This is a genomic window from Streptomyces sp. TOM-9, from assembly GCF_056858595.1.
Genome location: NZ_JBXEQB010000001.1, coordinates 1613724 through 1636734, shown reverse-complemented (window position 1 = coordinate 1636734; position 23011 = coordinate 1613724). Strand labels below are relative to the sequence as shown.

General features: G+C 72.0%; 26 protein-coding genes. 10 read left to right on the top strand and 16 right to left on the bottom strand.

Annotated elements, in window-relative coordinates; translation table 11 throughout:
* The first annotated feature begins 59 nt into the window (after positions 1–59).
* Entirely contained in the window at positions 60–1133 is a 1074-nt protein-coding gene (locus tag AC1VWI_RS07680; RefSeq protein WP_499510184.1) for a PP2C family protein-serine/threonine phosphatase, read from the top strand.
* On the opposite strand, the gene AC1VWI_RS07675 is transcribed toward AC1VWI_RS07680, so the two are convergent.
* From AC1VWI_RS07675 to AC1VWI_RS07665, 3 genes are all read right to left on the bottom strand, one after another.
* On the bottom strand, positions 1134–2138 hold the full coding sequence (locus tag AC1VWI_RS07675; protein WP_499510183.1) for a helix-turn-helix domain-containing protein: 1005 nt from the start codon (positions 2136–2138) through the stop codon (positions 1134–1136).
* A 469-nt stretch (positions 2139–2607) separates the two neighbouring features.
* Entirely contained in the window at positions 2608–3267 is a 660-nt protein-coding gene (locus tag AC1VWI_RS07670; RefSeq protein ID WP_499510182.1) for a hemerythrin domain-containing protein, read from the bottom strand.
* A gap of 388 nt (positions 3268–3655) precedes the next feature.
* Positions 3656–4147, bottom strand: a complete 492-nt coding sequence (locus tag AC1VWI_RS07665; RefSeq protein WP_499510181.1) for a cupin domain-containing protein — start codon at positions 4145–4147, stop codon at positions 3656–3658.
* Between the two features lie 456 nt (positions 4148–4603).
* On the opposite strand from AC1VWI_RS07665, the gene AC1VWI_RS07660 reads away from it, so the two are divergent.
* Positions 4604–5986 carry an FAD-dependent monooxygenase gene (locus AC1VWI_RS07660; protein WP_499516741.1) on the top strand — a complete coding sequence of 461 codons (1383 nt, stop codon included), beginning with the start codon at positions 4604–4606 and terminating at the stop codon, positions 5984–5986.
* Positions 5987–6110: 124 nt separating this feature from the next.
* Positions 6111–6659: a YciI family protein gene (locus AC1VWI_RS07655; protein ID WP_499510180.1), complete on the top strand. Its 549-nt coding sequence runs from the start codon at positions 6111–6113 to the stop codon at positions 6657–6659.
* A 75-nt stretch (positions 6660–6734) separates the two neighbouring features.
* Here AC1VWI_RS07655 and AC1VWI_RS07650 read toward each other — a convergent pair whose 3' ends face one another.
* From AC1VWI_RS07650 to AC1VWI_RS07625, 6 genes are all read right to left on the bottom strand, one after another.
* Entirely contained in the window at positions 6735–7655 is a 921-nt protein-coding gene (locus AC1VWI_RS07650; protein WP_499510179.1) for a hypothetical protein, read from the bottom strand.
* Positions 7656–7778: 123 nt separating this feature from the next.
* On the bottom strand, positions 7779–8621 hold the full coding sequence (locus tag AC1VWI_RS07645; protein WP_499510178.1) for an alpha/beta fold hydrolase: 843 nt from the start codon (positions 8619–8621) through the stop codon (positions 7779–7781).
* A complete protein-coding gene (locus AC1VWI_RS07640; RefSeq protein ID WP_499510177.1) occupies positions 8618–9214 on the bottom strand; it encodes a TetR/AcrR family transcriptional regulator in 597 nt (198 codons plus the stop codon). The genes AC1VWI_RS07645 and AC1VWI_RS07640 overlap by 4 nt, the downstream gene beginning before the upstream one ends.
* 369 nt (positions 9215–9583) lie before the next feature.
* Positions 9584–10009 (bottom strand): hypothetical protein, encoded by a 426-nt coding sequence (locus AC1VWI_RS07635; protein ID WP_499510176.1) that lies wholly within the window; start codon positions 10007–10009, stop codon positions 9584–9586.
* A gap of 87 nt (positions 10010–10096) precedes the next feature.
* A complete protein-coding gene (locus tag AC1VWI_RS07630) occupies positions 10097–10588 on the bottom strand; it encodes an FBP domain-containing protein (protein ID WP_499510175.1) in 492 nt (163 codons plus the stop codon).
* 121 nt (positions 10589–10709) lie between these two features.
* Positions 10710–11513 (bottom strand): SDR family NAD(P)-dependent oxidoreductase, encoded by an 804-nt coding sequence (locus tag AC1VWI_RS07625; RefSeq protein WP_499510174.1) that lies wholly within the window; start codon positions 11511–11513, stop codon positions 10710–10712.
* A 102-nt stretch (positions 11514–11615) separates the two neighbouring features.
* Here AC1VWI_RS07625 and AC1VWI_RS07620 point away from each other — a divergent pair, with 102 nt between their 5' ends.
* Positions 11616–12458: a helix-turn-helix transcriptional regulator gene (locus AC1VWI_RS07620; RefSeq protein WP_499510173.1), complete on the top strand. Its 843-nt coding sequence runs from the start codon at positions 11616–11618 to the stop codon at positions 12456–12458.
* A gap of 103 nt (positions 12459–12561) precedes the next feature.
* On the opposite strand, the gene AC1VWI_RS07615 is transcribed toward AC1VWI_RS07620, so the two are convergent.
* Together AC1VWI_RS07615 and AC1VWI_RS07610 are read right to left on the bottom strand one after the other, a co-directional pair.
* Positions 12562–13218, bottom strand: a complete 657-nt coding sequence (locus AC1VWI_RS07615) for an FMN-dependent NADH-azoreductase (RefSeq protein WP_499510172.1) — start codon at positions 13216–13218, stop codon at positions 12562–12564.
* Between the two features lie 118 nt (positions 13219–13336).
* Entirely contained in the window at positions 13337–14062 is a 726-nt protein-coding gene (locus AC1VWI_RS07610) for a DsbA family oxidoreductase (protein WP_499510171.1), read from the bottom strand.
* A 93-nt stretch (positions 14063–14155) separates the two neighbouring features.
* On the opposite strand from AC1VWI_RS07610, the gene AC1VWI_RS07605 reads away from it, so the two are divergent.
* The 6 genes from AC1VWI_RS07605 (at position 14156) to AC1VWI_RS07580 (ending at position 19271) form a co-directional block, all read left to right on the top strand.
* Positions 14156–14605, top strand: coding sequence for a winged helix-turn-helix transcriptional regulator (locus AC1VWI_RS07605; protein WP_499510170.1), 450 nt, complete (start codon positions 14156–14158; stop codon positions 14603–14605).
* A 130-nt stretch (positions 14606–14735) separates the two neighbouring features.
* Positions 14736–16037, top strand: coding sequence for an amidohydrolase family protein (locus tag AC1VWI_RS07600; protein WP_499510169.1), 1302 nt, complete (start codon positions 14736–14738; stop codon positions 16035–16037).
* A 58-nt stretch (positions 16038–16095) separates the two neighbouring features.
* Positions 16096–16614 carry a P-loop NTPase family protein gene (locus tag AC1VWI_RS07595; protein ID WP_499510168.1) on the top strand — a complete coding sequence of 173 codons (519 nt, stop codon included), beginning with the start codon at positions 16096–16098 and terminating at the stop codon, positions 16612–16614.
* A gap of 84 nt (positions 16615–16698) precedes the next feature.
* On the top strand, positions 16699–17274 hold the full coding sequence (locus AC1VWI_RS07590) for a TetR/AcrR family transcriptional regulator (protein ID WP_499510167.1): 576 nt from the start codon (positions 16699–16701) through the stop codon (positions 17272–17274).
* An 85-nt stretch (positions 17275–17359) separates the two neighbouring features.
* A complete protein-coding gene (locus AC1VWI_RS07585; RefSeq protein WP_499510166.1) occupies positions 17360–18154 on the top strand; it encodes an SDR family NAD(P)-dependent oxidoreductase in 795 nt (264 codons plus the stop codon).
* A 94-nt stretch (positions 18155–18248) separates the two neighbouring features.
* Entirely contained in the window at positions 18249–19271 is a 1023-nt protein-coding gene (locus AC1VWI_RS07580; protein WP_499510165.1) for a methyltransferase, read from the top strand.
* A 258-nt stretch (positions 19272–19529) separates the two neighbouring features.
* On the opposite strand, the gene AC1VWI_RS07575 is transcribed toward AC1VWI_RS07580, so the two are convergent.
* The 5 genes from AC1VWI_RS07575 to AC1VWI_RS07555 form a co-directional block, all read right to left on the bottom strand.
* The gene (locus AC1VWI_RS07575; protein WP_499510164.1) at positions 19530–20084 is read right to left on the bottom strand and encodes a hypothetical protein; all 555 of its coding nucleotides are present in this window, start codon (positions 20082–20084) and stop codon (positions 19530–19532) included.
* Positions 20085–20314: 230 nt separating this feature from the next.
* On the bottom strand, positions 20315–20503 hold the full coding sequence (locus AC1VWI_RS07570; RefSeq protein WP_499510163.1) for a hypothetical protein: 189 nt from the start codon (positions 20501–20503) through the stop codon (positions 20315–20317).
* A 318-nt stretch (positions 20504–20821) separates the two neighbouring features.
* On the bottom strand, positions 20822–21979 hold the full coding sequence (locus tag AC1VWI_RS07565) for an RNA polymerase sigma factor (RefSeq protein WP_499510162.1): 1158 nt from the start codon (positions 21977–21979) through the stop codon (positions 20822–20824).
* Positions 21976–22383 (bottom strand): YciI family protein, encoded by a 408-nt coding sequence (locus AC1VWI_RS07560; protein ID WP_499510161.1) that lies wholly within the window; start codon positions 22381–22383, stop codon positions 21976–21978. The genes AC1VWI_RS07565 and AC1VWI_RS07560 overlap by 4 nt, the downstream gene beginning before the upstream one ends.
* A 155-nt stretch (positions 22384–22538) precedes the next feature.
* Entirely contained in the window at positions 22539–22907 is a 369-nt protein-coding gene (locus AC1VWI_RS07555; RefSeq protein ID WP_499510160.1) for a MarR family winged helix-turn-helix transcriptional regulator, read from the bottom strand.
* Positions 22908–23011 lie beyond the last annotated feature (104 nt).

Genomic DNA, 23011 nt, shown 5'->3' with positions numbered 1-23011 from the left:
ACCGTTCGCGGATCCGTCGGCCCCCGGCCCCGCGCACGGACCCCAAGGGAGTGATGCCGATGCCGGACATCGAACAGTTCGAGGAGGAGCCCGACGACGGGCGGCCGACACGGCACTTGGCCGTCGTGGGCGGAGTGGCGTGGATGCTCGCGGTGTGCGCGGTGTGCGTGATCCTGCCGCTGTACGCCCATCCGAGTCTCGCGTGCGGACTCGCGCCGCTGGTCACCGCGGGGGTCGTGGCGGTGGTGATGGCCCGCATGAAGGACCGGTACCGCCACGGGGCGGCGCGGGCGCGCGCCGTTTCGGACACCGTGCGGCGGACCCTGCTGCGGCCGCTCCCCGAGCGCATCGGGGCGCTGGGGCTCGCCTCCGTCTACCGGGCCTGCGGCGGGCGGGGACAGGTCGGCGGGGACCTCTACGCCGTCGCGCGCAAAGGCGGGACGACCCGCCTGATCATCGGTGACGTGTGCGGCAAGGGCCTGCCCACGTTCGAGGACGTCGCGGCCGTGCTCGGGGCCTTCCGCGAATGGGCCCCGCGTGCGGCGACCCTGGAGGAGCTGTCGGCGCGGCTGGAGGAGAGCTTCCTGCGCCACCTGGCCGAAGCCGAAGGCACCGTCCGCGACACGGACGAACGCTTCGTGACCGCACTGCTGTTGGAGGTGAGGGACGGCGAGCGGTCCGCCCGCATGGTCAACCACGGGCATCCGCCGCCCGTACGGGCCCGCGGGGGGAGCGTCGCCCTTGTGGCGGGCTGCCCGTCACCCCCGCTGGGACTGCGTGCTCTGCGGGGATGCGGAGCCATCGAGGAACGCTTCGAACTGGCCCCTGGGGACACGCTGTTGCTCTACACCGACGGGCTCGTCGAGGCCCGCGACGCCGCGGGGCACTGCTACCCGCTGATGGACCGCGCGACGGCGTGGCGCTGGGTCCGGCAGGGCCCGGCCGACCACGAATGCCTGCCGGAAGCGCTCGGGGAGATCCTCCGGGACCTCGTCGACCACGCCGGTGCGCTCCCGGAGGACGATCTCGCGATGGTCGCGCTGACCCGGATGGAGGAACCGGCCGCCGCCACGCTGCCCCGGCCCGCCGGTGAGGCCCTCGGCGAGGACGCGGGGCAGCTGCGGCAGGACTGATCACCTGTCAGTCGGCTGGGGGAGCGGGCCGGCTGCCCGGAGGGGTGCGACCTGCAGGGCGCCGGCCTGCCGCCACTCCGCCGGGGAGAGACCGTAGACCGCCCGGAAGGTACGACTGAAGTGCGCGTGGCTGGCGAAGCCCCACCGGTGTGCGATCGCCGCCACCGTCTGTCCCGCGAGCTCCGGTCGTACGAGGTCCCTGCGGCAGGCGTCCAGCCTCAGGCGCTGGATCCAGCGGCCGACGGTCATGGGCTCGTCCTGGAAGAGCTGGTACAGGTAGCGGACGGAGATGTGGTGTGCGACCGCGACCGAGGCCGGGGAGAGCGCGGGATCGTCCAGATGGGCGCGGATGTACGCGCGGACGCGCTGCAGCAGAGCCCGCTCCACGGCGGCCTGCTCCCCGGTGTTGCCTTCCAGGGCGACCAGGGCGGTCAGCACGTCGACGATGCCCTGCCGCAGGAAGCGTTTGGCGTCCTGTGCGCAGATGCAGTGTTCCGTCGTCGTCACGAGCCCGTCGACGTATGAGGCGAGGATCCCGCCGATCCCGTGGCCGGGGGAGTAGGTCCGGCCGGTGGCCAGGCGCAGGAGCGAGTCGGGGAGGTCCAGCAGCTGGCGCGGGACCGTGGCCACGTGCTGCCGCACGGGGCCGGCGAAGTCCAGGACGTACGGCCTGCGGCTGTCGAGGATGACGAGTTCGCCGGCGGCCACCGGTGTCTCGCGGCCGTCCTGGGCCGCGACGCTGCCGCCGGTGCGTTGCAGGCTCACGATCAGCGAGCCGTCCCCGTCGGCGGCGATGAGCGGCGCGGTGCGTGCCATGCGTTGCGGGCTCGCTTCGAGGGAGCCGGCCTGGACGCCGGCGACGCAGGCCTGGCGTATCGCCCCGTGGAGCTCGGCCGGCCCCTGGGTGCGTATCTCCAGCCGGGTGAACGCCCTGCGTACGGCGTCCCTCCAGTACTCGGCCCGCTCGGCGGGCGGTTGGATGTCCGTGCAGAATGCTTCGATCACGATGTCCTCGCGAACTGTGAGGAGTTGCCCGGTTCCCCGGGGCCCGGGCGGCGCTTTCCGCGTCACGCGCGGCCCACTCGGGGAACCCCCATCGCGGCCACCGTAGGGTCCTGCCGGGGCCATCGGCGGCCCTTCCGGCGGGGAGTGCGGGACACCCGCAGATATTGTGGGGACATCCGCAAACATGAATTCCCGTTATTGGGATATTTATCACACAAGGCAATATGCGGGCGGAATGTGCATTGAGAGAAATGTCACAATTGATTCACCTGCGCGAATCGGATGTCGAGTGGAATCGGAATAGGGCGGGATTGTGCCGTCGTATTCGGCGGGAAAGGGGTCCGGCAGGGAAAGCGAACGCACGCATCCGCCCGCATGCGCACGGGCCGTTCCCCCGGGCCGGCGTCAGGGCCGAGGCACCGGCCTCGGCCCTGACGCCCCGGTCCCGGCCGGGGAACCGTCGGGTACGTCAGGAACCGACGCGCGCCGGCCTGACCGTCCCGTGCACCTGCCGGGCGTGGGCGGCGTACCGGCGGCGCCCCAGGACGGGGACGATCAGCCGGACGGGCAGCGGGGCCGTCGCCAGCACCGCCTTGATGGTCTCCGGGTCGCCCTCGTACATCGCCATGCCGAAGACGAGCGGCAGGTCCTTCTTCGGGGTGCTCGCCATCCCGTGCTCGCCGAGCTGGTGCCATTCCGCCGCGGTCACGTACTTCGCGGCCAGCGGCAGGATCGCCTTCTCCTCCAGCGCCATGTGCCGGACGAGCACGGTCAACAGCCGCTCGAACGCGTCCGCGAGCTCCTCGCCTCCCTGCCCGGTCGAGCGCCATCCCCCGAGCAGTCCGGTCACCTCGCCGTGCAGTGCGTCGATGGCGTGGTGCTGCTGCTCCATCGTCGGCACGATGGCCTCCGCGTCCACGCCGGCGCGCTCGGCCAGCTTGGGCCACAGCAGCAGGTCCTCGCCCTCGTGGTGCGAGTGCAGGACCCGGCACACCAGCGCCGCGTGGGCACCGACGACCTCCGCGCGCCGGGCGTCGCCCGGCGCGACGGACCGGATGAGGTCGGGAAGCAGCCTGAACTCGCGGCGCAGCGCAGTGTGGGCCATGTACATGTCGCGCGTATCGGCCATGGGTTCATTGACGAGTGGAGCCATTGTCTCTTCCTTGTGCGGCCGCCCGGCATCCCGGGAGGGGACGACGCGGCCCGTGTCGGGCATGGCCCTGCGCCCGGGCCGGCGGTCCGGTGACATGCGGGTCCGTCTGCGGTGGCACCCGGCGGGTGCCACCGGGTGCCACGGAATGCGCAGGGTGATCAGGGCAGGGGTAAGTGCAGGTCGGAGGCCTCGTCCGCTGCCCAGGACACTGTGGCAGTGGTGCCGGGGCTGCCGCATGCGTCAAATGCCCCTGCGTCGCGGCCGCGGCATGGGTCTTCTGACCCGGTCCCCGCTGGTGAGGCGGAGGAGCATGGGGCGTGGTGGCCGTCGGACGGCTGTTGCGCCCGGCCGCGGGGCTGACCCGTCATTCGGGGAGGACGACGTTCCCCATGGCCTCGTTGACCGCGATCATTTCCGGAGTGAAATCCTCCGGGGTCCACAGGCGCGGCGAGTGCCCGGGCAGCGGGTCGTCCCCGAAGTCGAGGAAGAAGTTCTCGGGGCCGCCCGGGGTGAAGAAGAATGCCATCTTGGCCTCGCGGTCGCTGATGTTCTTGAACCGGTGCCGCACACCACGCGGAACGAAGACGAAGTCACCCGCCGAGGCGACGAAGGTGTTCTCGCCGTCCAGGAACTCCAGCTCGCCCTCGAGGACGTAGAACGCCTCCTCGTTGTGCTCGTGGAGATGCGCTATCGGTCCGTTGCCCGGGGGCACGGTGGCGACGACGAAGCCGAGCCGGCCGTCGGTCTCCTTGCTGCTGACCTTGATGGTGTACTCGTCGCCGGCCACCCACTTGACGGGTCCCTCGGTGGCACGGACGTACAGTGCACCGCTCTTGTACTGCTCGGGGGTTGCCAATTCTCGCTCCTGTGCGAAATCGCGGGATCACGCATGCGGGGACGCCGCATGCGTGGGTCGCCGGGAGTCCCGGCCGTGATGAGAGGGGGAAGGGGCGGCGAGGGCCGCGCAGTCGTTGCGGCGTCAAGTAACCATGAGTCATCTTGACTCGTCAAGTAGTAGGTCTCCGGGCCCGGTTGGACCGCCACAGGCCCCGACGGGCTCACCGCTCGCGCGAGCCGCACATATGCTTGCCGCATCAAGCAGCTTGCCGTACGCTCCGACGCGCCGTTCGAAGTTCGAAGGCAACAGGCCCTTCCCTAAACATATTTGACGGAATGTCTGTTCCCAGGCGGATGGTCGCGACCGTAGCTCGCGCAGAGGTCGTTCGGCCGAGAGCAGGCCGACCACTGAGAGAAGCCCAAGGGTGGTGCGGGTCGCCATCGGGGCCAAGGAGAATGTGTGGCTGTCTCGCCCATGACCGCGTACGACAGGATCGTCAGGTCGGACGTGCCCGAGCATCCCCCCGTGCTGTTCGACACAGCGTGTGTGTTGGGTGGCAGTGTCGCCGGCCTTCTGGCGGCCCGGGTACTCGCGGACCACGCCCGGTCCGTTGTGATCGTCGAGCGGGACGAGACGAATGCGGAGGGACGCCCTCGTGCGGGCGTGCCCCACGACCGTCAGGTGCACGGGTTGCAGGCCGCCGGGCTCGTACAACTGGAGCGGTGGCTGCCGGGATTCACGCGGGAGGCGCGGGAACTGGGCGGCGTCCTGCTCGGCCCCCAGCGCATGACCATGTACGTCGACGGCAGGGAGCAACTCCGCACGGGAGACACCGCGTTCCTCTTCTGCACGCGGCCCTTCCTCGAGTCGCGCATACGCAGCCGGGTCCTGGCCCTGCCCAACGTCGAGACCATGGCGGCACAGGCCACGGGCCTGGAGTACGACGACAACGGTGCGGTGAACGCCGTGCGGTACGTCGTCGACGGTGTCGCCGGCGCGCTGCCCGCCGACTTCGTGGTGGACGCGATGGGACGCGCCTCCAAGTCCTCGGACTGGGTCGAGCAGGCGGGCTTCGACAGGCCCCGGCTCCAGCGCATGCAGACCGGGGCCCACTACGCGACGGCGCTCTTCGAGCGGACCGGCCGGCACACGGAAGAGCCGTTCTTCACAGGCGCCCGTTTCACGCTGCCGCCCGGGCCGGACGGCCTGGCCGTGGCCCTGGCCAAGCCCGTCGAAGCCGACCAGTGGCTCGTGGGGCTCACCACCTACGCGGAGGGCCGGCCTCCCCGGTCGATCGAGGAGTTCCGCGCGCTGTGCGAGAAGCTGCCGCATCCCTTCGGGGAGGTGACCAGCGGCGCCGTCACCCGGGACGTCCTGACCTTCCACCAGGCGGACAGCCGGCGCCGTGATTTCACGGGGCTGTCGCGCTACCCCGCCGGCCTGCTCGGCGTCGGCGACGCGGTTGCCTCCCTGAACGCCACCTACGGGCAAGGCATGATGTCCGCCGCCCTCCACGCCTCCTGCCTGTCCGCATACCTGTGCGGCGGCATCGCGTCCGGCGAACCGGCCACCGAGTTCTTCGCCCTGCAGGAAGTGGCCGTCGACGCCATGTGGGCGGTCTCGGCCGGCTCGGACGCCGCCCTCCGCGACGCGATCGAGGGGGCCGAGGTGCCCGAGGACGTGCAGCGCCGGCGCTGGGCCATGGCACAGCTCGCACAGGCCTCGCTCACGGACGTGACGATCGCCGAAGCGAGCGCGGCGGTCTTCTACGGCCTGGCCCATCCCATGTCGCTCGCCGACCCCGCCCTCCTCGAGCGGGCCATCGCCGTGAACGTCCGGGAGTCGGCGAACTCCTGAGCCGCGCACGTCACGTCCATGACGGTGTCGATGGTTCCGCAGCCGTCGTGGACCCCGCTCACCGTGCCGGGTCCGCGCACCAGGCCCCGAGCGGGCAGGACCGGCGCCGGGGGAGAGTGTGCGCATGGAGTTCTTCTGCTACCACCGTGACCGGCCCGATTCCTTGGCGCTGCGTCAAGCGCTGCTGGAGCAGCACTGGTCGTACATGGACCAGTACGAGAAGGAGATGATCGCCCGCGGCCCGACGCTCACCGCCGAGGACGGCGAGCCCACCGGCAGCGTGCACATGGTCGACCTGCCGAACGCTGCCGCTGCCCGCGCGTTCGCCTTCGACGAGCCCGGCTACCAGGCGGGCGTGTACCGGGACGTGCTGCTGCGCCGGTGGCGCAACCTGCTGGGGCGCACCATGTGGGACTTCCCCGGTGGCCGTACCGGCGGCAACCGGTACCTGGTGCTCGGCCTCGGCACGGGCGGGGGAGCCGACCTCGTGGTGCCGCCCCTGCGGGACGACCTGGTCGCGTTCGGACCCCTGCTGTCCGACGACGGCAGCACGTGGCTCGGGACGGCGGCACTGGTCCGGGCGCCGGACGAGGATGCCGCACGCGCTGTCCTGACCTCCGACGCGTACGCCGGGATCGAGGTCCACAACTGGCAGTTCGGCGGCCGGTCGTGATGTGAGGGGAGGCGGGGGCTCCGGGCCGTCAGGGTGGGAGCGCGGGGCCCGGGGCGTGAACCTCCAGGGGTCCGGTCAGGGGCCCGGATCGTCGAGGGGTGCGGTCAGCCGGTCGGAACGGGCGGCCGCTTCGTGGGCCCGCCGACGGGCGTCGCGGGCGGCCTTGTCGGCCTCACGCACCAGTCGCCGGGCCTGGCCCTGGCTGTCGCGGGCTGCCCGTACGGCCTGCTCCGCGTCCTTGACCCGCCCGAGCAGTTCGTCGAGACGGGCCTGAGCCTGGTCGCGCTGCCGGTCCGCCGCGTCCAGGTCCTCCCGGGCGGCAGCTGCCTCGCTTTCCCGGGCCTCGGCTTCCTGCTCCGCCCGGCGGGCTTGCTGTCGGGCCTGCTCGGCATCCTCGCGTCGGCGCTGTCGCTCCGCCTCGCGGCGGGCCCGCGCCGTGTCCTCGGCGGTTCGTGCCGGCTTCGGTGTGCGGTGCGCGGCCTCGGCGGCGGTGGTGGCCTGGCCGGTGATGTCCACGGTCGCCGACAGTGGCTTGGTCAGGCGGCCCTCCGCGAACGCCGCGCCGGCGTCGGGGTCGGCGAGTGCGGCGTGCAGGGTCTCCTCCACTTCCTGCACGGCTTGGCCGGCGAGGGGCTGTCCGGCCTCCGCGGCCAGTTGTGCGGCTTGCCGGGACAGTGCCTGCACGAGCTCCCGCTGTTGCCGGTTGAGCCGGCGGAGTTGTCCTCCGTCCAGGCTGCGGTGGGCCTGCCGCAGCGCTTCGCCGAGTCGGAGGAGCGGCCCGATCTCGTCCCGGCGTTCGCGGGCCAGCAGATTGGCGGCCCAGGCCGAGGTGGTGGGCTTGCGCAGGGCCGCGATCCGGTCGGCGAGGGGCCGGTCGCCGGCCTTCTTGGCGGCCTGCGCGTGTGCGTTGCGGGAGGCGGTGAACCGCGCGGGCGGCAGCCGGTACAGCTCGTCGGCGACCGAGTCGAGGCCGGCGGGAGCGTCCTTGCCTGCCACGGTGCACCACCTGCCCGGCCGTCGGCCCCGCACGGGGCGCGACGGGGACCGTTGCCGCCCATCGAACAACCGCCCCGGCCGCCCCGCAGCCGCACCGCACCCAATCGGGTCGGGGACGCGGGTCTACCGGGTGCCGAGGGCCGCGCGGAGGTGCTCGCCGAACTCGGTGGGGTGTGTCGTCAGGCCGATGTGGCTGCCGGGGAAGTACCGGAGTTCCGTGCCGAGGCGCTCGGCCAGGGACGCCGCCGCGCGGTGGGGGAGTTCGCCCCGCGAGTCCTGGCCGGCGGCGAGCACGATCCGGTCCGACAGCGCCTTGAGGCGGTCGGTGTCGGGGGCGTAGGACATGAAGGCGGGCACGATGCGGCCGACGAAGAGGGGCAGGTTGCCCATGGTCCGCTCGACCCGCGCCGCCGCGCGTGGCGGAAGCTTGATCCCGGGCTTCGGGTCGGTGGTGTCGTCGTCCTTCTTCATGCCCTCGGCGAACGCGGCCATCGCCGGCTTGAGGCCCTGGGTGCGGAAGGTGTCCTGCACGCGGGCGACGAGTGCGCGGTGTTCGGGGGCGTCGGGGAGGACGTCCACGACCGGCGGTTCGTGCGCCACGAGGCGTGCGACGCGTTCGGGGTGGGTGGTGAGCAGATGGAGGGCGGTGATCGCGCCCGAGCTGGCGCCGAAGACGCGGGCGGGTTCGTGGGGCGAGAGCAGGTCGAGGAGGCGGAGCGCGTCGTCGGCGTGTTCGGCCACGTGCTGTTCGGCGTCGGTGTCGTCGAGGGTGCTGCGGGACATGCCGCGCGGGTCGTGCGTCGCGACCGTGTACGCGGTGGCCAGGTCGTCGGCGATGTCGTCGAAGGTCGCGGCGCCGCCGGTTCCTCCCGGGATCAGGAGCAGGAGGGGGCCCCGGCCGCGCACTTCGTAGTGCAGGGTCGCGCCGTTCACGGGCAGGCTGCCGGTGGTGGGGTCGGTCGTCATGGGGCTGCTTCTCCTTCTCGGGACGGGGGCCAGTGCTCCAGGAGGTGGTGCAGGGCGTCGAGGGCGCGGAGCCAGGACTGCTGCGGTGAGCGCCGGTGGGCGAAGCCGCCGGCGGCCTCCAGGGCGACGAACCCGTGGAAGGTGCTGCGCAGCAGCCTTACGGCGTCGGTGAGGTCTGGCTCGGCGAGTCCGTAGGCGCGGAGCATGCCGTAGGTCAGCTCGACGGCGCGCCGTGGTCCGGGGGCTTTGGCGGCCAGTTCGGGGTCGATCTGCAGGGGGGTCTGCGTCGCGGTGTAGCGGCCGGGGTGCTGGTGGGCGTACTCGCGCCAGGCGTTGGCGAACGCGACGAGGGCGTCCTTGCCGGCCCGGCCCGCGGTGGCCTCGGCGATGCGGATGGTCTTCTCGTCGGCGGCCAGGAGCGCGATCCGTCCACGCAGGTCCTCAAGGTTGCGGACGTGCGTGTAGAGGCTGGCGTCCCTGACGCCGAGCCGCCGGGCGACCTGCGACATGGTCACGTGGTCGAGTCCGACCTCGTCCGCCAGTTCGGCGCCCGCGACCGTCACCCGTTCCGCCGTCAGTCCGGCTCGCACCATGAACCCTCCCGCTCTTTCCTAGGGGCCCTCACTTTAACCTAGGGGTCCTAGGGTGCGCGAAGGGTTATCCGTGCGGGGGTGGTTGAGGAGCGGGTGGGGTGTGCCGAGGCCGACGGCAGCGGCGCGGCGGGCCTGGCGCACTCATCGCATGCCGAGCAGCTTCCCGGAGCGGCGGCACGCGTTGTCCACCCCGAGGCGGTGCGGGCGGGGTCCTTGCGCAACGCCCTTCGGGCGGTGGAGGACGGCGCGGGCCACGGGCCGACGGTCGAGTCGGCCTGCCCGGCGACATCGGTCCCTGACGTGTGTGGTGTCCCGGGTGGTCGACCCCGCACCTTCGCGGAAGGCGGGGGGACGGTGCCGCCGGCGACGTCAGCCGTTGTCCCGTTCGGCCGTGGTCAGGTCCTCGGCGAGGCGCCAGCCGTCCCCTGTGGGCTCGAACACGAAGAGGTGAGTGCTCACCCAGGGGACATCGGCCCTGTGGGTCTTGCCGAACCGGTCGGTGGCGTACGGCCTCGTGGACTCGTCGACCCACACCTTGGCCCGGTCGCCGTCCATCTCGACCTGCTGGATGTAGGCGGTGGAGATGGCTCCGTCCCACATCACGTCCGCCTGCGGTTCGTCCCTCCGCCAATACGCGGTGGGGAGGGCGGCGTTGTGCTGGAAGACCTTTTGAGCCGCTCGCTCAAGCGACGCACGCTCCGCCGCTTCGACGTGGCGGTGCACCGCCAGCGTGGCCGGCACGGCGGCGACGAGTGCTGCCGCCGCTGCCAGGACCAGTGCGTGCTTCTTGTGCATGGTGCCCCCACCCCGAGCCGCGTGATCTTGCGGGAGCGTAACCGATCGTCGCAGGTCAGCGATAGTCGGCTGATACCCCCGCGTCGTTCACATGGTGACCTTGGCGATGAACGCGGCGAGGTTCGCGACGGTCCGCTGGATCTTCTCCTCCAGGGTGAGCGTCTCGTGGAGCCGCGCGCCGATGCCCGCGTCCTTCATGCCCCGCACGTACAGCGGGCAGGCGAGGTCGCTGCACATGTAGGCGCCCACGGTGTTGCCCTGCTGCCCGGCCTTCCCGGCCTTCGCGGCGACCATGAGTGAGACGCCCCCGGAGTGGGTGGTCAGGCACATCGAGCACATGCTGAGCCGCGCCTGCCAGGAAGCCGGGCCCGAGGTGCGCAGGGCGAGGGCCACCGTGCGGCCTTCCAGCTCGGTGGCGAGGTAGGAGCGGTCGGGGGCCTGGGGGTCCCGCCAGCCGAGGAAGTCCAGGTCGTCCCAGGGCTGCTCGGCCAGGTCACGGGGGACGAACAGGCGCTTGGCCTCGCCCTTGGTGCAGTTCACGAACGCGCTACGGATCTCTTGCTCGGTCAACGGCTTCATGAGCGGCAGGCTAGTTTGCCTAAAATGATTAGGCAAGTTCATAATTGTCATCGCTGGACGGTGAGGAGGCTTTGGTTCCGGCGCCCCCGCCGCAGGGAAGGCGGCGGGGGCGCGGGAGGGGTCAGTTCGGGCGGGTGGCGGAGATTCCGCCGTCCACGTAGAGCGTGATGCCGTGGACCATGGCCGCGTCGTCGCTGGCGACGTACAGAACGCCCTTGGCGATGTCGTCGGGCCGGATCACCACGCCTGCCGGGGTGGCGGCGGTCATCGCGTCGAGCTCGACACGGGCCGCCTCGTTGCCCGGCGTGAGGGTCGCCCCGGGCGCGACGGCGTTCACCCGCACGCCGCGCGGGCCGTACTCCGCGGCCCAGCTGCGGGTGAGCTGCTCGTCCGCCGCTTTGGTCGCGGTGTACATCGCCGCGTAGGGGCTGCCGACGCGGGCCATCCAGGAGCCGATGGTGACGATGACGCCGTTGCCCCGCTCGGCCATGGCCGGCGCCATCGCGGCGACCAGGACGTGGGGAGCGCGGACGTTGACCGCGAGCATGGCGTCCAGGTCGGCGTCCGGCAGGTCCTCGGTCGCCGTCGCCGGGTAGATGCCCGCGCTGTTGACCAGGATGTCGACGCGTCCGCCGAGCGCGTCGGTGGCCTCCGCGGCGAAGGCCCGCAGCTGCTCGTAGCTGCCTGCCAGGTCCGCCGCGACGAAGTCGGCCCGGCCGCCGGCCTGCCGGATGTCCTCGACGACCTCCTTGCCGCGGGATCCCTGCCGGCCGCTGACGACGACGTGGGCGCCCTCGCCGGCGAGCGTGCGGGCGATCGCCGCACCGATCCCGCTGGTCGAGCCGGTGATCACGGCGGTGCGGCCGGCCAGCCGGGAACCGGGGGTGGGGGGTGTGCTGTCCGTGGTGTGAAGAGAAGTGGTCATGGGTCCCTGTCTACGGCGGCCCGCCGGCATCGGGCCAGGTCAGGACGTACCTGGGCATGGCAGGACCACCCAGGGCGACGGCGTGCCGCCTACCCTGGAGCCATGCCACGCGACCGCGCCGCGCTCGGGGCGTTCCTCCGCTCCCGCCGGGACCGCATCACCCCTTCCCAGGCGGGCATCGAAGCGTTCCCCGGTGCCCGGCGGGTGCCGGGGCTGCGGCGCGAGGAGCTGGCCGTGCTCGCCGGCCTGAGCCCGGACTACTACAGCCGGCTCGAACAGGGACGCCAGGCCAACATCTCCGACGAGGTGCTCGACGCGCTGGCCCGGGCGCTGCGCCTGGACGAGGTCGAGCACGCGCATCTGCGCGACCTCGCCGCACCCACCGTGCGGCGGCGCGCCGCGACCCCGCAGTCGGTGCAGCGCCCCGATCCCGGGCTGCTGCGGCTGATGCGCACGCTCGACCACGTCCCGGTACTGCTGCTCGGCCACCGCGGCGAGGTGCTGGCCCGCAACGCCCTGCTCGTGGAGGTGCTGGGCCGTCCGCTGGAGCCGGGGACGTCGTTCGTCCGCTACATGTTCCAGGACCCGGTCGCCCGCGAACGGATCGTGAACTGGCAGGACTTCGCCTCGGCCACCGTCGCCACGATGCGCCGGGAGACCGCCCGCCGCCCGCACGACAACCGCCTCACCGCGCTCGTCGACGAGTTGCGCACCACCGACGCCGACGTCGCCCGCTGGTGGGACGACCACGCCGTCCGTGACTACGCGTCGGTGAGCAAGCGCGTCCAGCACCCCACGGCGGGCCCGATGACCTTCGACATCGAGATCGTCCGCGCGCCCCACGAGCCCGACCAGCGCCTCGTCGTCTACACCGCAGAACCCGACTCCTCCACCGCCCGCGTCCTGCCGCTCCTGGCCAGCTGGAACGCCGCGCCGCAGCTCTGACCGGGCCGCCTCGTTCCGGGAGCACGACCAGCCCGCCGACCTCGCCGAGCGGCCCGAGGCAGGCCTGTGAGGGGCCTGGCGGCGCTCAAGGAGGTCGTGCCGGTCAGATGGCCGACCGGCTGGCGGTGAGCGCGGCGACCTCCACCGCCTGACGGCGCGCCCGCGCGTGCGCATCCTCCAGTGAGGCGCGGTGCTCGGGGAGCAGGTGCCCGAGCGACGGCACCGTGGGCGCATACGTCAGTTCGGGCGTGATGGAGCGGACGTCCAGGGCCATCAGCCGCGGATCGCCGAGGATGGTCTCCAGCGCGGGGATCAGGAAGTCCTTGCCGTGCTGGGGCGCGCCGGGACCGTAGCCGCCGCCCCGGGCGGAGACGAGGACGGCGGGGCGGCCGGTGGTGGGAGCGGGGCCGGGCAGCCCGATCGTCCTGCCGACGATCATGATGTGGTCCAGCCACGCCTTGAAGACCGACGGCATCGCGTAGTTGTAGAGCGGTACGGCGAAGAGGTAGGCGTCGGCGCCCAGGAACTCCTCCACCAGTTCGTCCTGGAGCAGAGCGGCGGCCTTCTGCTCGGGGGTGTGCTCGTCGGCGGGGGTCGTACGGGCCTGGATGCCGGCCGCGTCCAGGTGGCCGACGGGGTCGCGCGCGAGGTCGCGGCGGACGACGTCGCCGGCCCAGGCGGAGGTGAAGGAATCGGCGACCCGGCGGGAGACGGAGGCGTCGCCGGAGGCCGAGGCGTCGATGCGCAGCAGGTAGGACATGGTGGTGGCTCTTTCGCTGTGGTGCGGGTGTGCGGGTGTGGTGGTGGTCCGCCGGCCGGGTTCCGGCGCGCGGGCATGAGCGGGCCCCGGTGAGGGCGTGGCGTTCGAGGCCGTGTCGTCAGGGCGCGGGAGGCCGGGGGACCGCACAGCCGTCCGGGCCGCAGGCGGCCGCGCCCTCTGCGCCGAGGATCCGCAGCGGCCGGGGCTCGGGGTGCGCCGCCTCCCAGGCCCTGGTCATCGCGGCCAGGAGCTCGTCGACGCCGACGGCGCCGGGGATCGCGTACGTGCCGTCGAGGACCATGAACGGCATCCCGCGTGCCCCCAGGCGCTCGGCCTCGCGCTGGTCGGCGTCCACCCGGGCCCGGTAGCGCCGGTCGCGCAGCGCCTCCGCGGCTTCCGTGCGGTCGAGGCCGGCCTCGGTGGCGAAGTCGAGGACCTGCTCGCGGGTCCACAGCTCGCGCGCCTGCCCGAAGTGGGCGCGGAACATCGCCGTCCACACCTCGCCGCCGCGCCCCTGGTCGGTGGCGAGGGCGAGGAGTTCGTGCGCGTAGTCGGTCGGCCCCAGCGTCCGCTCCAGCGCGTGGTACGGGTCCAGCCCCTCGTCCCGGGCGGCGCGCTCGATCGGCGCGAAGATCTGCTCGCCCCTGGACACGGAGATCCCGTGCTTCTCCAGGAGCCGCCGTTGCGTGATGCCCTCGCGGGGCAGGTCGGGGGGGAGCTGGAACGAGCGGTGGACGATCCGCACCTCTCCGGCGTGCTCGAAACGCTCCAGCGCCAGCCGCAGCCGGTTGTCCGCCAGTCCGCAGTACGGGCAGACGATGTCGGACCAGAAGTCGATCTGCATGGTGGGCCCCTCTCGAAACTCACTTTCTGTTCGTAGCCTCACTCTGCATTAGTGTGAGAAGCGATACAAAAGGCACATTGATGTGCGTGGATCGTGGGAGAGGCGGCGGACGTGGGCACCGGCAGCGAGATGCGGCAGGGACGCACCAACGTGCGGGCGAGCGTGCGGCGCGTCCCCGGCCCGTGCGCGCACTGGGGCGACGGGGACGCGGACCTCATCCGCGAGATCCTCGACATGGTCGGCGACAAGTGGAGCGTGCTGATCATCGGCACCCTCTCCGACGGACCCGTGCGCTACTCCGACCTCGCGCACGCCATCCCCGGCATCTCCCAGCGGATGCTCACCCTCACGCTCAAGCAGCTCCAGCGCAGCGGCCTGGTCGACCGGACCGCGTACGCCGAGGTGCCGCCGCGCGTCGAGTACTCCCTGACCGGGCTCGGCACCTCCCTGCTGTCCACCGTGCTGGAGCTGGCGGCCTGGTCGGCCGACCGGCACGCGGAGATCCGCCGCAACCAGCAGACCTACGACGAGCGGTCCGGGTAGGACCTGTCCGGCCGACCATGTCCGGAGCCGGGTGACGAGGGCCGCCGGCGCGGGTGCGATGCTTGGCGCCATCGGTCAGGGGCGGCTGCCCCGCCCTGACCACCAAGCGCATCCGTTCGGGAGGGGCCTCGTGACCGAAGCGACGGCGATCGTCAACGCGAGGGTCTTCGACGGCACCCGGCTGCGGGACTGGACGTCGGTCCGGTTCGCCGACGGCGTCATCACCGACTGCGCCACCGGTCCCACCGCCCGGGACGGCGACGTGGTGGTCGACGCGGAGGGTGGCACCCTCCTGCCGGGGCTGATCGACTCGCACATCCACCTGGTGCCCGGCGCTCTGGCGCAGGGGCTCACCTTCGGTGTGACCACCGCACTGGACATGTTCAGCCAGGCCGACGTGATGGCGGTGGCCAAGCAACAGGCCGCCGCTCGGCCGGACGTGGCCGACGTGCGTTCCGCGGGGATCGGTGCCACCGCTCCTGGCGGGCATCCCTCGGCGATGTACGCCCCGTTCCCGACCTTGACGGGACCGGAGCAGGCCGAGCAGTTCGTCGCGGACCGCGTCGCCGAAGGCTCGGACCATGTGAAGGTCTTCGGCCCGTCGGGCACCGCGGGTCCACGGACGATGCCGTCTTTGGACCTGGCCACGATCACCGCGTTGGCCAAGGCAGCGCATCGCCGCGGACTCGTGGTCGTCGCGCACATCCACTCCGTGGCCGGCATGGGCGAGGTCGTGTCCGCGGGCGTCGACGTCATCGCGCACGTGCCCGTGGACGGCGAACTGGACGGAGCCCTGGCCGAGCGTATCGCCGAGGCCGGAATCGCGGTCGGCCCGACGCTGGCAACCATCGAGAACGTCCTGGGCGAACCAGGCGGGGCCGCCGTGGCCGCCGACCCCCGACTCGCCGCGGCGCTCGGGGACGCGCAGGCGCGGCGGCTGAGCTCTGGCGCATCGGGGCGGCACGGGCGAGCGATGCCGTCCTATTCCCGTGCTGAGGAGAACGTCGGCCGCCTGGTCGACGCGGGCGTCACGGTCCTGGCCGGCACCGACGCCCCGAACCCGGGGACCGTGTTCGGGGCAAGTCTGCACCGGGAGCTGGAGTTGCTCGGCCGCTGCGGCATGACACCTGCTCAGGCGCTGAACGCCGCGACCGCCGCTCCGGCACGAGTGTTCGGCCTCGCCGACCGCGGGCAGGTCGCGCCCGGTCGGCGCGCGGACCTCATGCTCGTGTCCGGCGACCCGTTGACCGACATCACCGCGACCCGGGCCATCGAACGGATCTGGCGGGCAGGCGTCCTGTGTGACCGACGTGCGTTCGTCGCCGACGCGGCCGAGACGGAAGAACTCGACGCCTTCGACGCCCGGGTCGCCAAGGTCGTGGCGGCCGTCCGCGATCGCCGGTACGGCTTCGATCCGAACAAGGCCGGCTGACCCGTCACGGGCATCCGCCACCGCCGCACCGCGGCGGCCGGGGGTAGGGTGCACGGTCGTGGAACGGATCTTGGTGGTGGGCGCCACGGGCGCGGGCAAGTCCACGCTCGCCCGTGCGGTGGGCGGTCGACTGGGCCTGCCGTACCACGAGATGGACGCGCTGTACTTCAACGGCCCCGACTGGGCGGTGAACGGCGCGTTCGCCGAGGACGTGGCGGGGTTCGCCGCCGGGCCCCGCTGGGTGGTCGACTCCCTCGGCTACCCGGACGTTCGTGACCTGCTGTGGGGGCGGGCCGACACCGTGGTGTGGCTGGACTACCCCAGGCGCGTCATCATGCCGCGCGTCCTGCGCCGGTCCGTGCGGCGCACCGTCACGCGCGAGGCGATCTTCGGGGGCAACAGGGAAACCCTGACCGGCTGGCTGAGCCGGGAGCATCCTGCCTGGTGGTCCTGGTCCCAGCACGTGGGCCGTCGCCTGGAGATCGAGCGCCGCGCCGGCGATCCCCGCTTCGCACCGCTGGACATCCTCCGCTTCGGCCACCCCGACGAGACCGCGGCCTGGCTGGCATCCCTCTGAGCCCGGCGAGGACCGCGGCGGGCGGGACGGCCCCCGGAACGCTTACTTTATTGAACAATCCAGAATCGTGCTAGGCTTCCGGGCATGGGACGGATCAGGGAGTTCGGCGTCGACCAAGCGGTCGACCGCGCGATGGACCTGTTCTGGCGTCGCGGCTACGCCGAGACCTCCCTGCAGGACCTCCTCGACGAGCTGTCGATCGGAAGCGGCAGCTTCTACGCGGCTTTCGGCTCGAAGGAGCAGCTCTACCTCCGCGCCCTCGAGCGTTACTCCGCCCTCCAGGCGGACGACCTCGTGAAGATCCTCGAGCACGCGACCGAGATCCGGTCGGCGGTGCGACAGGTCCTCGTCGCCATGATCGAGGCGGATCTGACCGATCCGTCGCGGGGGTGCCTCGTCGTCAACGCCGCCACCGAGTGCGGCGGCCGGCCCCCGGCGGCCGAACGTGTCGTCGCGGCGATGCGGCAGGTCGAGTCGTCCCTGGCGGGAGCCCTGGAGCGGGCCAGGTCGCGGGGTGAGCTGGCGCCGGACAAGGACCCGGTCGAGCTGGCCCGCTTCCTGACCACCTTCGTCCAGGGCCTGCCGGTCGTCGGCCGGGCGCGTCTTGGGCGGTCCTTCGTCGAGGACGCCCTCGCGGTGGCGATGCGCGCCCTCGGCTGACCGCGGGCGGGCTCTGATGCACACCGTGTGGGCCGGGCTTCCGTTTGCCGTAATTCTGTATTGATCACTCCACAAAGGATTCCTCATGGAACTGCACCTCAAGAACAAGGTCGCCGTCGTCACCGGAGCCAGCAAGGGCATCGGTCTGGCCGTCGTCGAGGCGATGGCCCGCGAAGGCGTCCGCGTCGTCGCCGGCAGCCGCAACTCGACGCCCGAACTCGACGCGCTGGCGACCGCCTACGACGTCACGATCGTGCCCGTCGACCTGGCGGCACCGGAGGGCGCGCAGACCCTGGTCCGCAGCGCGGTGGAGCGCCACCAGCGGATCGACATCCTCGTCAACAACGTCGGTGCCGCAGAACCGCGTAGTGGGTTCCTCGACGTCACCGACGCCGAATGGCGGCGGATCTTCGACCTGACCTTCTTCAGCGCCGTCCGCGCCAGCCGCGCCGCGCTCCCGTACCTGGCCGAGGCCGAAGGTGCGGCGATCGTCAACATCAGCTCCATCAACGCCCGCACGCCCTTCCCGATGGTCGTGGACTACTCCGCCGCCAAGGCCGCGCTGACCAACCTGAGCAAGTCGCTGTCCGAGGAGTTCGCACCGAAGGGCATCCGCGTCAACGCGATCTCCCCCGGCCCGGTGCGCACCCCGTTCTGGACGGCCCCCGGCGCTTTCGCCGACGCCACCGCCGCGGCCGCCGGCACCACGGCGCAGGAGGCCCTGGACGTCGTGGTGCCCAAGAGCATGGGCATCACCTCGGGCCGGATCACCGAGCCGCAGGAGGTGGCCGACCTCACCGTCTTCCTGGCCTCGCCGGTGGCGGGCAACATCAACGGGGCCGAGGTGCTCATCGACGGCGGCCAGATCAAGACGCTCTGAACGCGGCGCACGGCCCGTCCCGCCCGGGGCGGCGGTGCGAGACCGCGACGAGCGACCGACCTGAGAATCCGTTGTCGAGTGAGTGGAGATACATGTGACCGTCGACGAATCGATCACCCCCGAGCCGATCCTTCAGCTGGGTCTGGGGTTCATGGCCTCGAAGACACTGCTGAGCGCGGTGGAGCTGGAGCTGTTCACCGTCCTGGCCCGGGGCGGTCGCGATCGCGCGTCCCTCGCCGCCGAAGTGGGCCTCCACCCCAGGTCCTCCGCGGACTTCCTCGACGCCCTGGTGTCGCTGGGCCTGCTGGACCGTGACGACGACGGCGTCTACCGCAACAGCCCCGCGTCCGAGGTCTTCCTGGACCAGACCAAGCCCTCCTACATCGGCGGCATCCTGGAGATGGCCAACACCCGTCTCTTCGGCTTCTGGGACAACCTCACCGATGCCCTGCGAACCGGCACCCAGCAGAACGAAGTCACGCACACCGGAGCCCCCTTCTTCGCCACGCTGAGCCAAGACCCCGTCGCGTGGCGCAACTTCCTCAACGGCATGAACGGTGTCAGCACCCCCCTCGCCGGGGCACTCGCCGCCGACTTCGACTGGACCGGCCGCCGGCACGTGGTCGACCTCGGCGGCGCCCTGGGGGCCGTACCCGCGGCAGTGCTGCGGGCCCACCCCGAGATGACCGGAACCGTCTTCGAACTTCCCCCGGTTCGACCGGTCTTCGAGGAATTCGCCGCCGCGCACGGCCTGACCGACCGCCTGTCCTTCCACAGCGGCGACTTCTTCTCCGACCCCCTTCCCCCGGCCGACGTCTACGTCATGGGGCAGATCCTCCACGACTGGAATGCCGGGCAGCGGCAGTTCCTGCTCCGCAAGGCCCATGACGCCCTGCCCGTCGGCGGCACGCTCATCGTCTACGACGCCATGATCGACGACGACCGGCGGCACAACACCTACGGGTTCATGGTGTCCCTGAACATGCTCATCGACACGGAAGGCGGCTCCGAGTACACCGTCGCCGATGCGACCCGCCTGCTGGCGGCGGCAGGCTTCTCCACGACGGAGGCCCGTCCTCTCATCGGCGGCTACACGGCCGTCTACGCCACCAAGTAGCCGGTGGGCGATCGTCGGTTCACCGTCGCACTCCAGCCATCACCGGTGGCGATGTACAAGGCCCCCCGGTGCAGGTCGAGGTCGGCGGCGGCCCTCGACACCTCGAGGACGCCGTCGGACCCTCGGCCGCCGTGGGGCGGCGCGGCCCGTGGGCGGCCATGAACCGCAGCGGGTGGACGCAGATCAGACCGTGAGAGCCCGGTACTCACTCCAGGCGGCCTCGCCGGGGGCCCGGTTGTCGTGCGGGCCGGGGATCCCTCACCCCTTCAGGGTCCTCCGCCGTTCCACTTCCTCGACGGAGACCGGTGCCTGGACCTTGTACACGTCGCCGACCCGCAGATTGTCGGGCGTGCTGTACCTGCCGTAGGTCCCGATGACCGAGACGGCCACATGGGAACGGGGCTGCCAGAAAGTGCGGAAGTACGGGGCGTTCGCCGGGATTTCGGGGACCTCCAGCAGGGGGACACCACGCCGGTCCAGCAGGCGTCGAAGCTTGTCGAAGCGAAGCCTGGGAGTGAACCTGCCGTATCTGGCGCGCATTTCGGCGTTGACCAGCGTGCGATCGCGGAACGCCAGCCGGTGCACCTGCAGGCTGAAGTGGTGCCCCGACCAGGGGTGGTCGGCCGCACCGCGGTGCCAGTAGAACTCGACGAGGCCGTAGTCACGGCACATGCTGAGGGAGCCGAAGGCGTTCTCGGCGAAATCCGGGCCGAGGAACTCGGTCACGCGGTCGGGAGAATCCGCGGGGTCCACGCCGAGCACGGTGCCGGTGGTGATGACGTCCATGTAGAACGCCAGGGAGTACGGCGTCACAGGCTGATCCCCGATGCGGTGTGTCCGGCGTGACGTGGGGAGACCCTACTCCACCACGGCCGCCCCACCACCGGGGGCCGGAAGTGACGAACGGGTCCTCGCCGCGATGGAGCGGCGGGGACCCGCGGATGGCGATGAGACCTCGACAGGTCAGCGGGTGGTACCGCCGGCCTGGAGAAGACGCATTGCGTGTGGGGTGGCGTCCGCGCTGTCAGCTGCGGGAGCCACCGTCAGTCACCGTAGTCGCCGCCGTCGTCACCGTCGTCGCCCCCGCCGTCGTCGCCGCCGCCGCCGTCGTCGGCGACCACGGAGACCGTGCTCTGAGGGTGGTCGGCCGCGACGGCGGCCGACGTCGAGCCTGCCGCTCCGGCCAGTGCGGCGGCGGCAGCCACGGTGGCGATCAGTGTCTTGCGCCTCATGATGGCGTGTCCTTCCGTGCATTCGGTAGGTGCCACGGTCGCCCGGCGCGAGAACAACGCTGAGGTACTGAAGAGACCATCAATACCGCCCGGAACGAGCCGGCACACCGGCCCCCGGCCTACGAGGGCCTCCGGGCTCCCGTGGATGGATCGGCCACGGCCCATCGCGGGCAGCGGCCTGCAGCCACAGCCCCGTCCCGAGGGCCCATTCGGCAGGTGCGGAAACGGGGCCTACCTCCAGAGTGCGCCCATGTCGGCCGAGATTCATCCCGGCACCGGTCTCAGGGCCGCAGCACCGGCTACCGCTTCCCCACACCGTCAGCCACCACGGCGGGAGTTGAGGCGGGCGGCCTGGCGTGTCAGATGGTCGCGCTCGGCGAGGTTGGGTGCCCTGCGGGCCGCTTCGGCGTACAGCCGTGCCGCCGTCGTCAGGTCGCCGTCGCGCTCGTGGAGGTAGGCCGCCACCGCGGTGTACCGGGGAAGCGAGTCGTCCAGCGCCGCGAGCGCCGCCAGCCCGGCGCGCGGTCCGTCGGCCTCGCCGACGGCGACCGCGCGGTTGAGGCGGACGACCGGGCTGTCGGTCAGGAGTGTCAGCTCGTCGTACCACTCGACGATCTGCACCCAGTCGGTCTCCTCGGCGGTGGGTGCGTCGGCGTGCAGTGCCGCGATGGCGGCCTGCGCCTGGAACTCGCCGAGCCGGTCGCGGGCGAGTGCCGCCTGCAGGATCCCGACGCCCTCGGCGATGGCCCGGGTGTCCCACCGGCCGCGGTCCTGTGCGGCGAGCGGGACCAGGCTGCCGTCGGGCGCGGTCCGGGCGGCCCGCCGGGCGTGGTGGAGCAGCATGAGGGCGAGCAGCCCCGCCACCTCGGGGTGGTCGATCGCTGCCGCGAGCTGCCGGGTGAGGCGGATGGCCTCGGCGGCGAGGTCGACGTCGCCGGAGTAGCCCTCGTTGAAGACCAGGTAGAGGACGCGCAGCACGGTGGCGACGTCGCCGGGCTGGTCGAACCGCACGCTGGAGACGGTGCGTTTGGCCCGGCTGATGCGCTGCGCCATGGTCGCCTCGGGCACCAGGTACGCCTGGGCGATCTGCCGGGTCGTCAGCCCGCCCACGGCGCGCAGCGTGAGCGCGACCGCCGACGAGGGCGTCAGTGACGGGTGGGCGCACAGGAAGTACAGCTGGAGCGTGTCGTCGGCCGCGGGCGTGGGCCCGGGGTCCGGTTCCCGGTCGACGAGGTCCTCACGGCGGCGGCGGGCGGTGTCCGCCCGCGTCGCGTCCAGGAACCGGCGCCAGGCCACGGTGACCAGCCAGCCCTTGGGGTCCCTGGGCGGGTCGGCCGGCCAGACGCGGACGGCCTCGACCAGCGCGTCCTGGACGGCGTCCTCGGCCGCCGCGAAGTCGGCTCCGCGGCGGACGAGGACGGCGAGGACGCCCGGCGTGAGGCTGCGGAGCCGGGCCTCGTCGATGGGGGTGGTCATTCGGTGATGGTGGGCGGGGCGGCGAGGAAGGGGCGGAGTTCGAGCCATTCGTGGATGGGCTTGCCGCCGGCGCCGGGGGCGGCGGAGAGCTCTCCGGCGAGTTCGACGGCGCGGTCGTAGGTGTCGACGTCGATGATCATCCAGCCGGCGATGAGGTCCTTGGTCTCGGCGAAGGGGCCGTCGGTGACGGGCGGGCGGCCTTCGCCGTCGTAGCGGACCCAGGTGCCCTCGGGTGCGAGGGCCTGGCCGTCGACGAACTCGCCGGTCTCCTCCAGGCGGGCGGCGAAGTCGTGCATGTACTGGACGTGGTCGGAGATCTCCTGGGGCGTCCACTGGTCCATGCACACGTCGTTCACGGCGGCCGGTGCGCCGCGGTAGTGCTTGAGGAGCAGGTACTTGGCCATCGTGGTTCTCCCTGGTGCCGGTGCGGCCCATTGTGGCCGCCTTCACCCCGGGGACGGAGCCGGCCACGGGTTCTCGACATCACCGCCCGATATTTTTCCGGGACCCGTCGACAGGCCTCGGTGTGTCCGGCCGGCGACCGTGGCGTGTGCACCGGTCACAGGACGAAATGCCGGCGCAGCCGCTCGTGTGCGGCCCGCTCGGCGTCGGTGAACCTGGCACGTCCGGCCTCGGTCAGGGTCACTTCGATCGTTCTGCGATCTCTGGGGCCACGACTGCGTTCGACGAGTCCTTCCGCCTCCAGGCCCGTGAGGAGGGAGGCGATCCGGGTCCGCGTCTCGCGCAGGAGCGCCGTCAGCCGGGTCAGGGGTACGGGCCGGCCCTCGGCTTCCGCGAGGGCCCCGAGGATGAGGTAGTCGTGGAGCGACAGGCCGTGCGCTGCCCGCAGTTCGCCGTGCAGGAGACCCAGGCTCCACAGGATGGGTGGAGGTTGCCGTGTGGCGGTGGCCGGATGGCGGTCGGTCATGCTTCTTCCCCGGGGTGGGTCCACCGGCCGCGAGTTCGCGGCCCTACAGACATAACCGGGCTTCCCCACGCAGCCGATGGCGGAGCGGGGGACAAGAAGCCCTC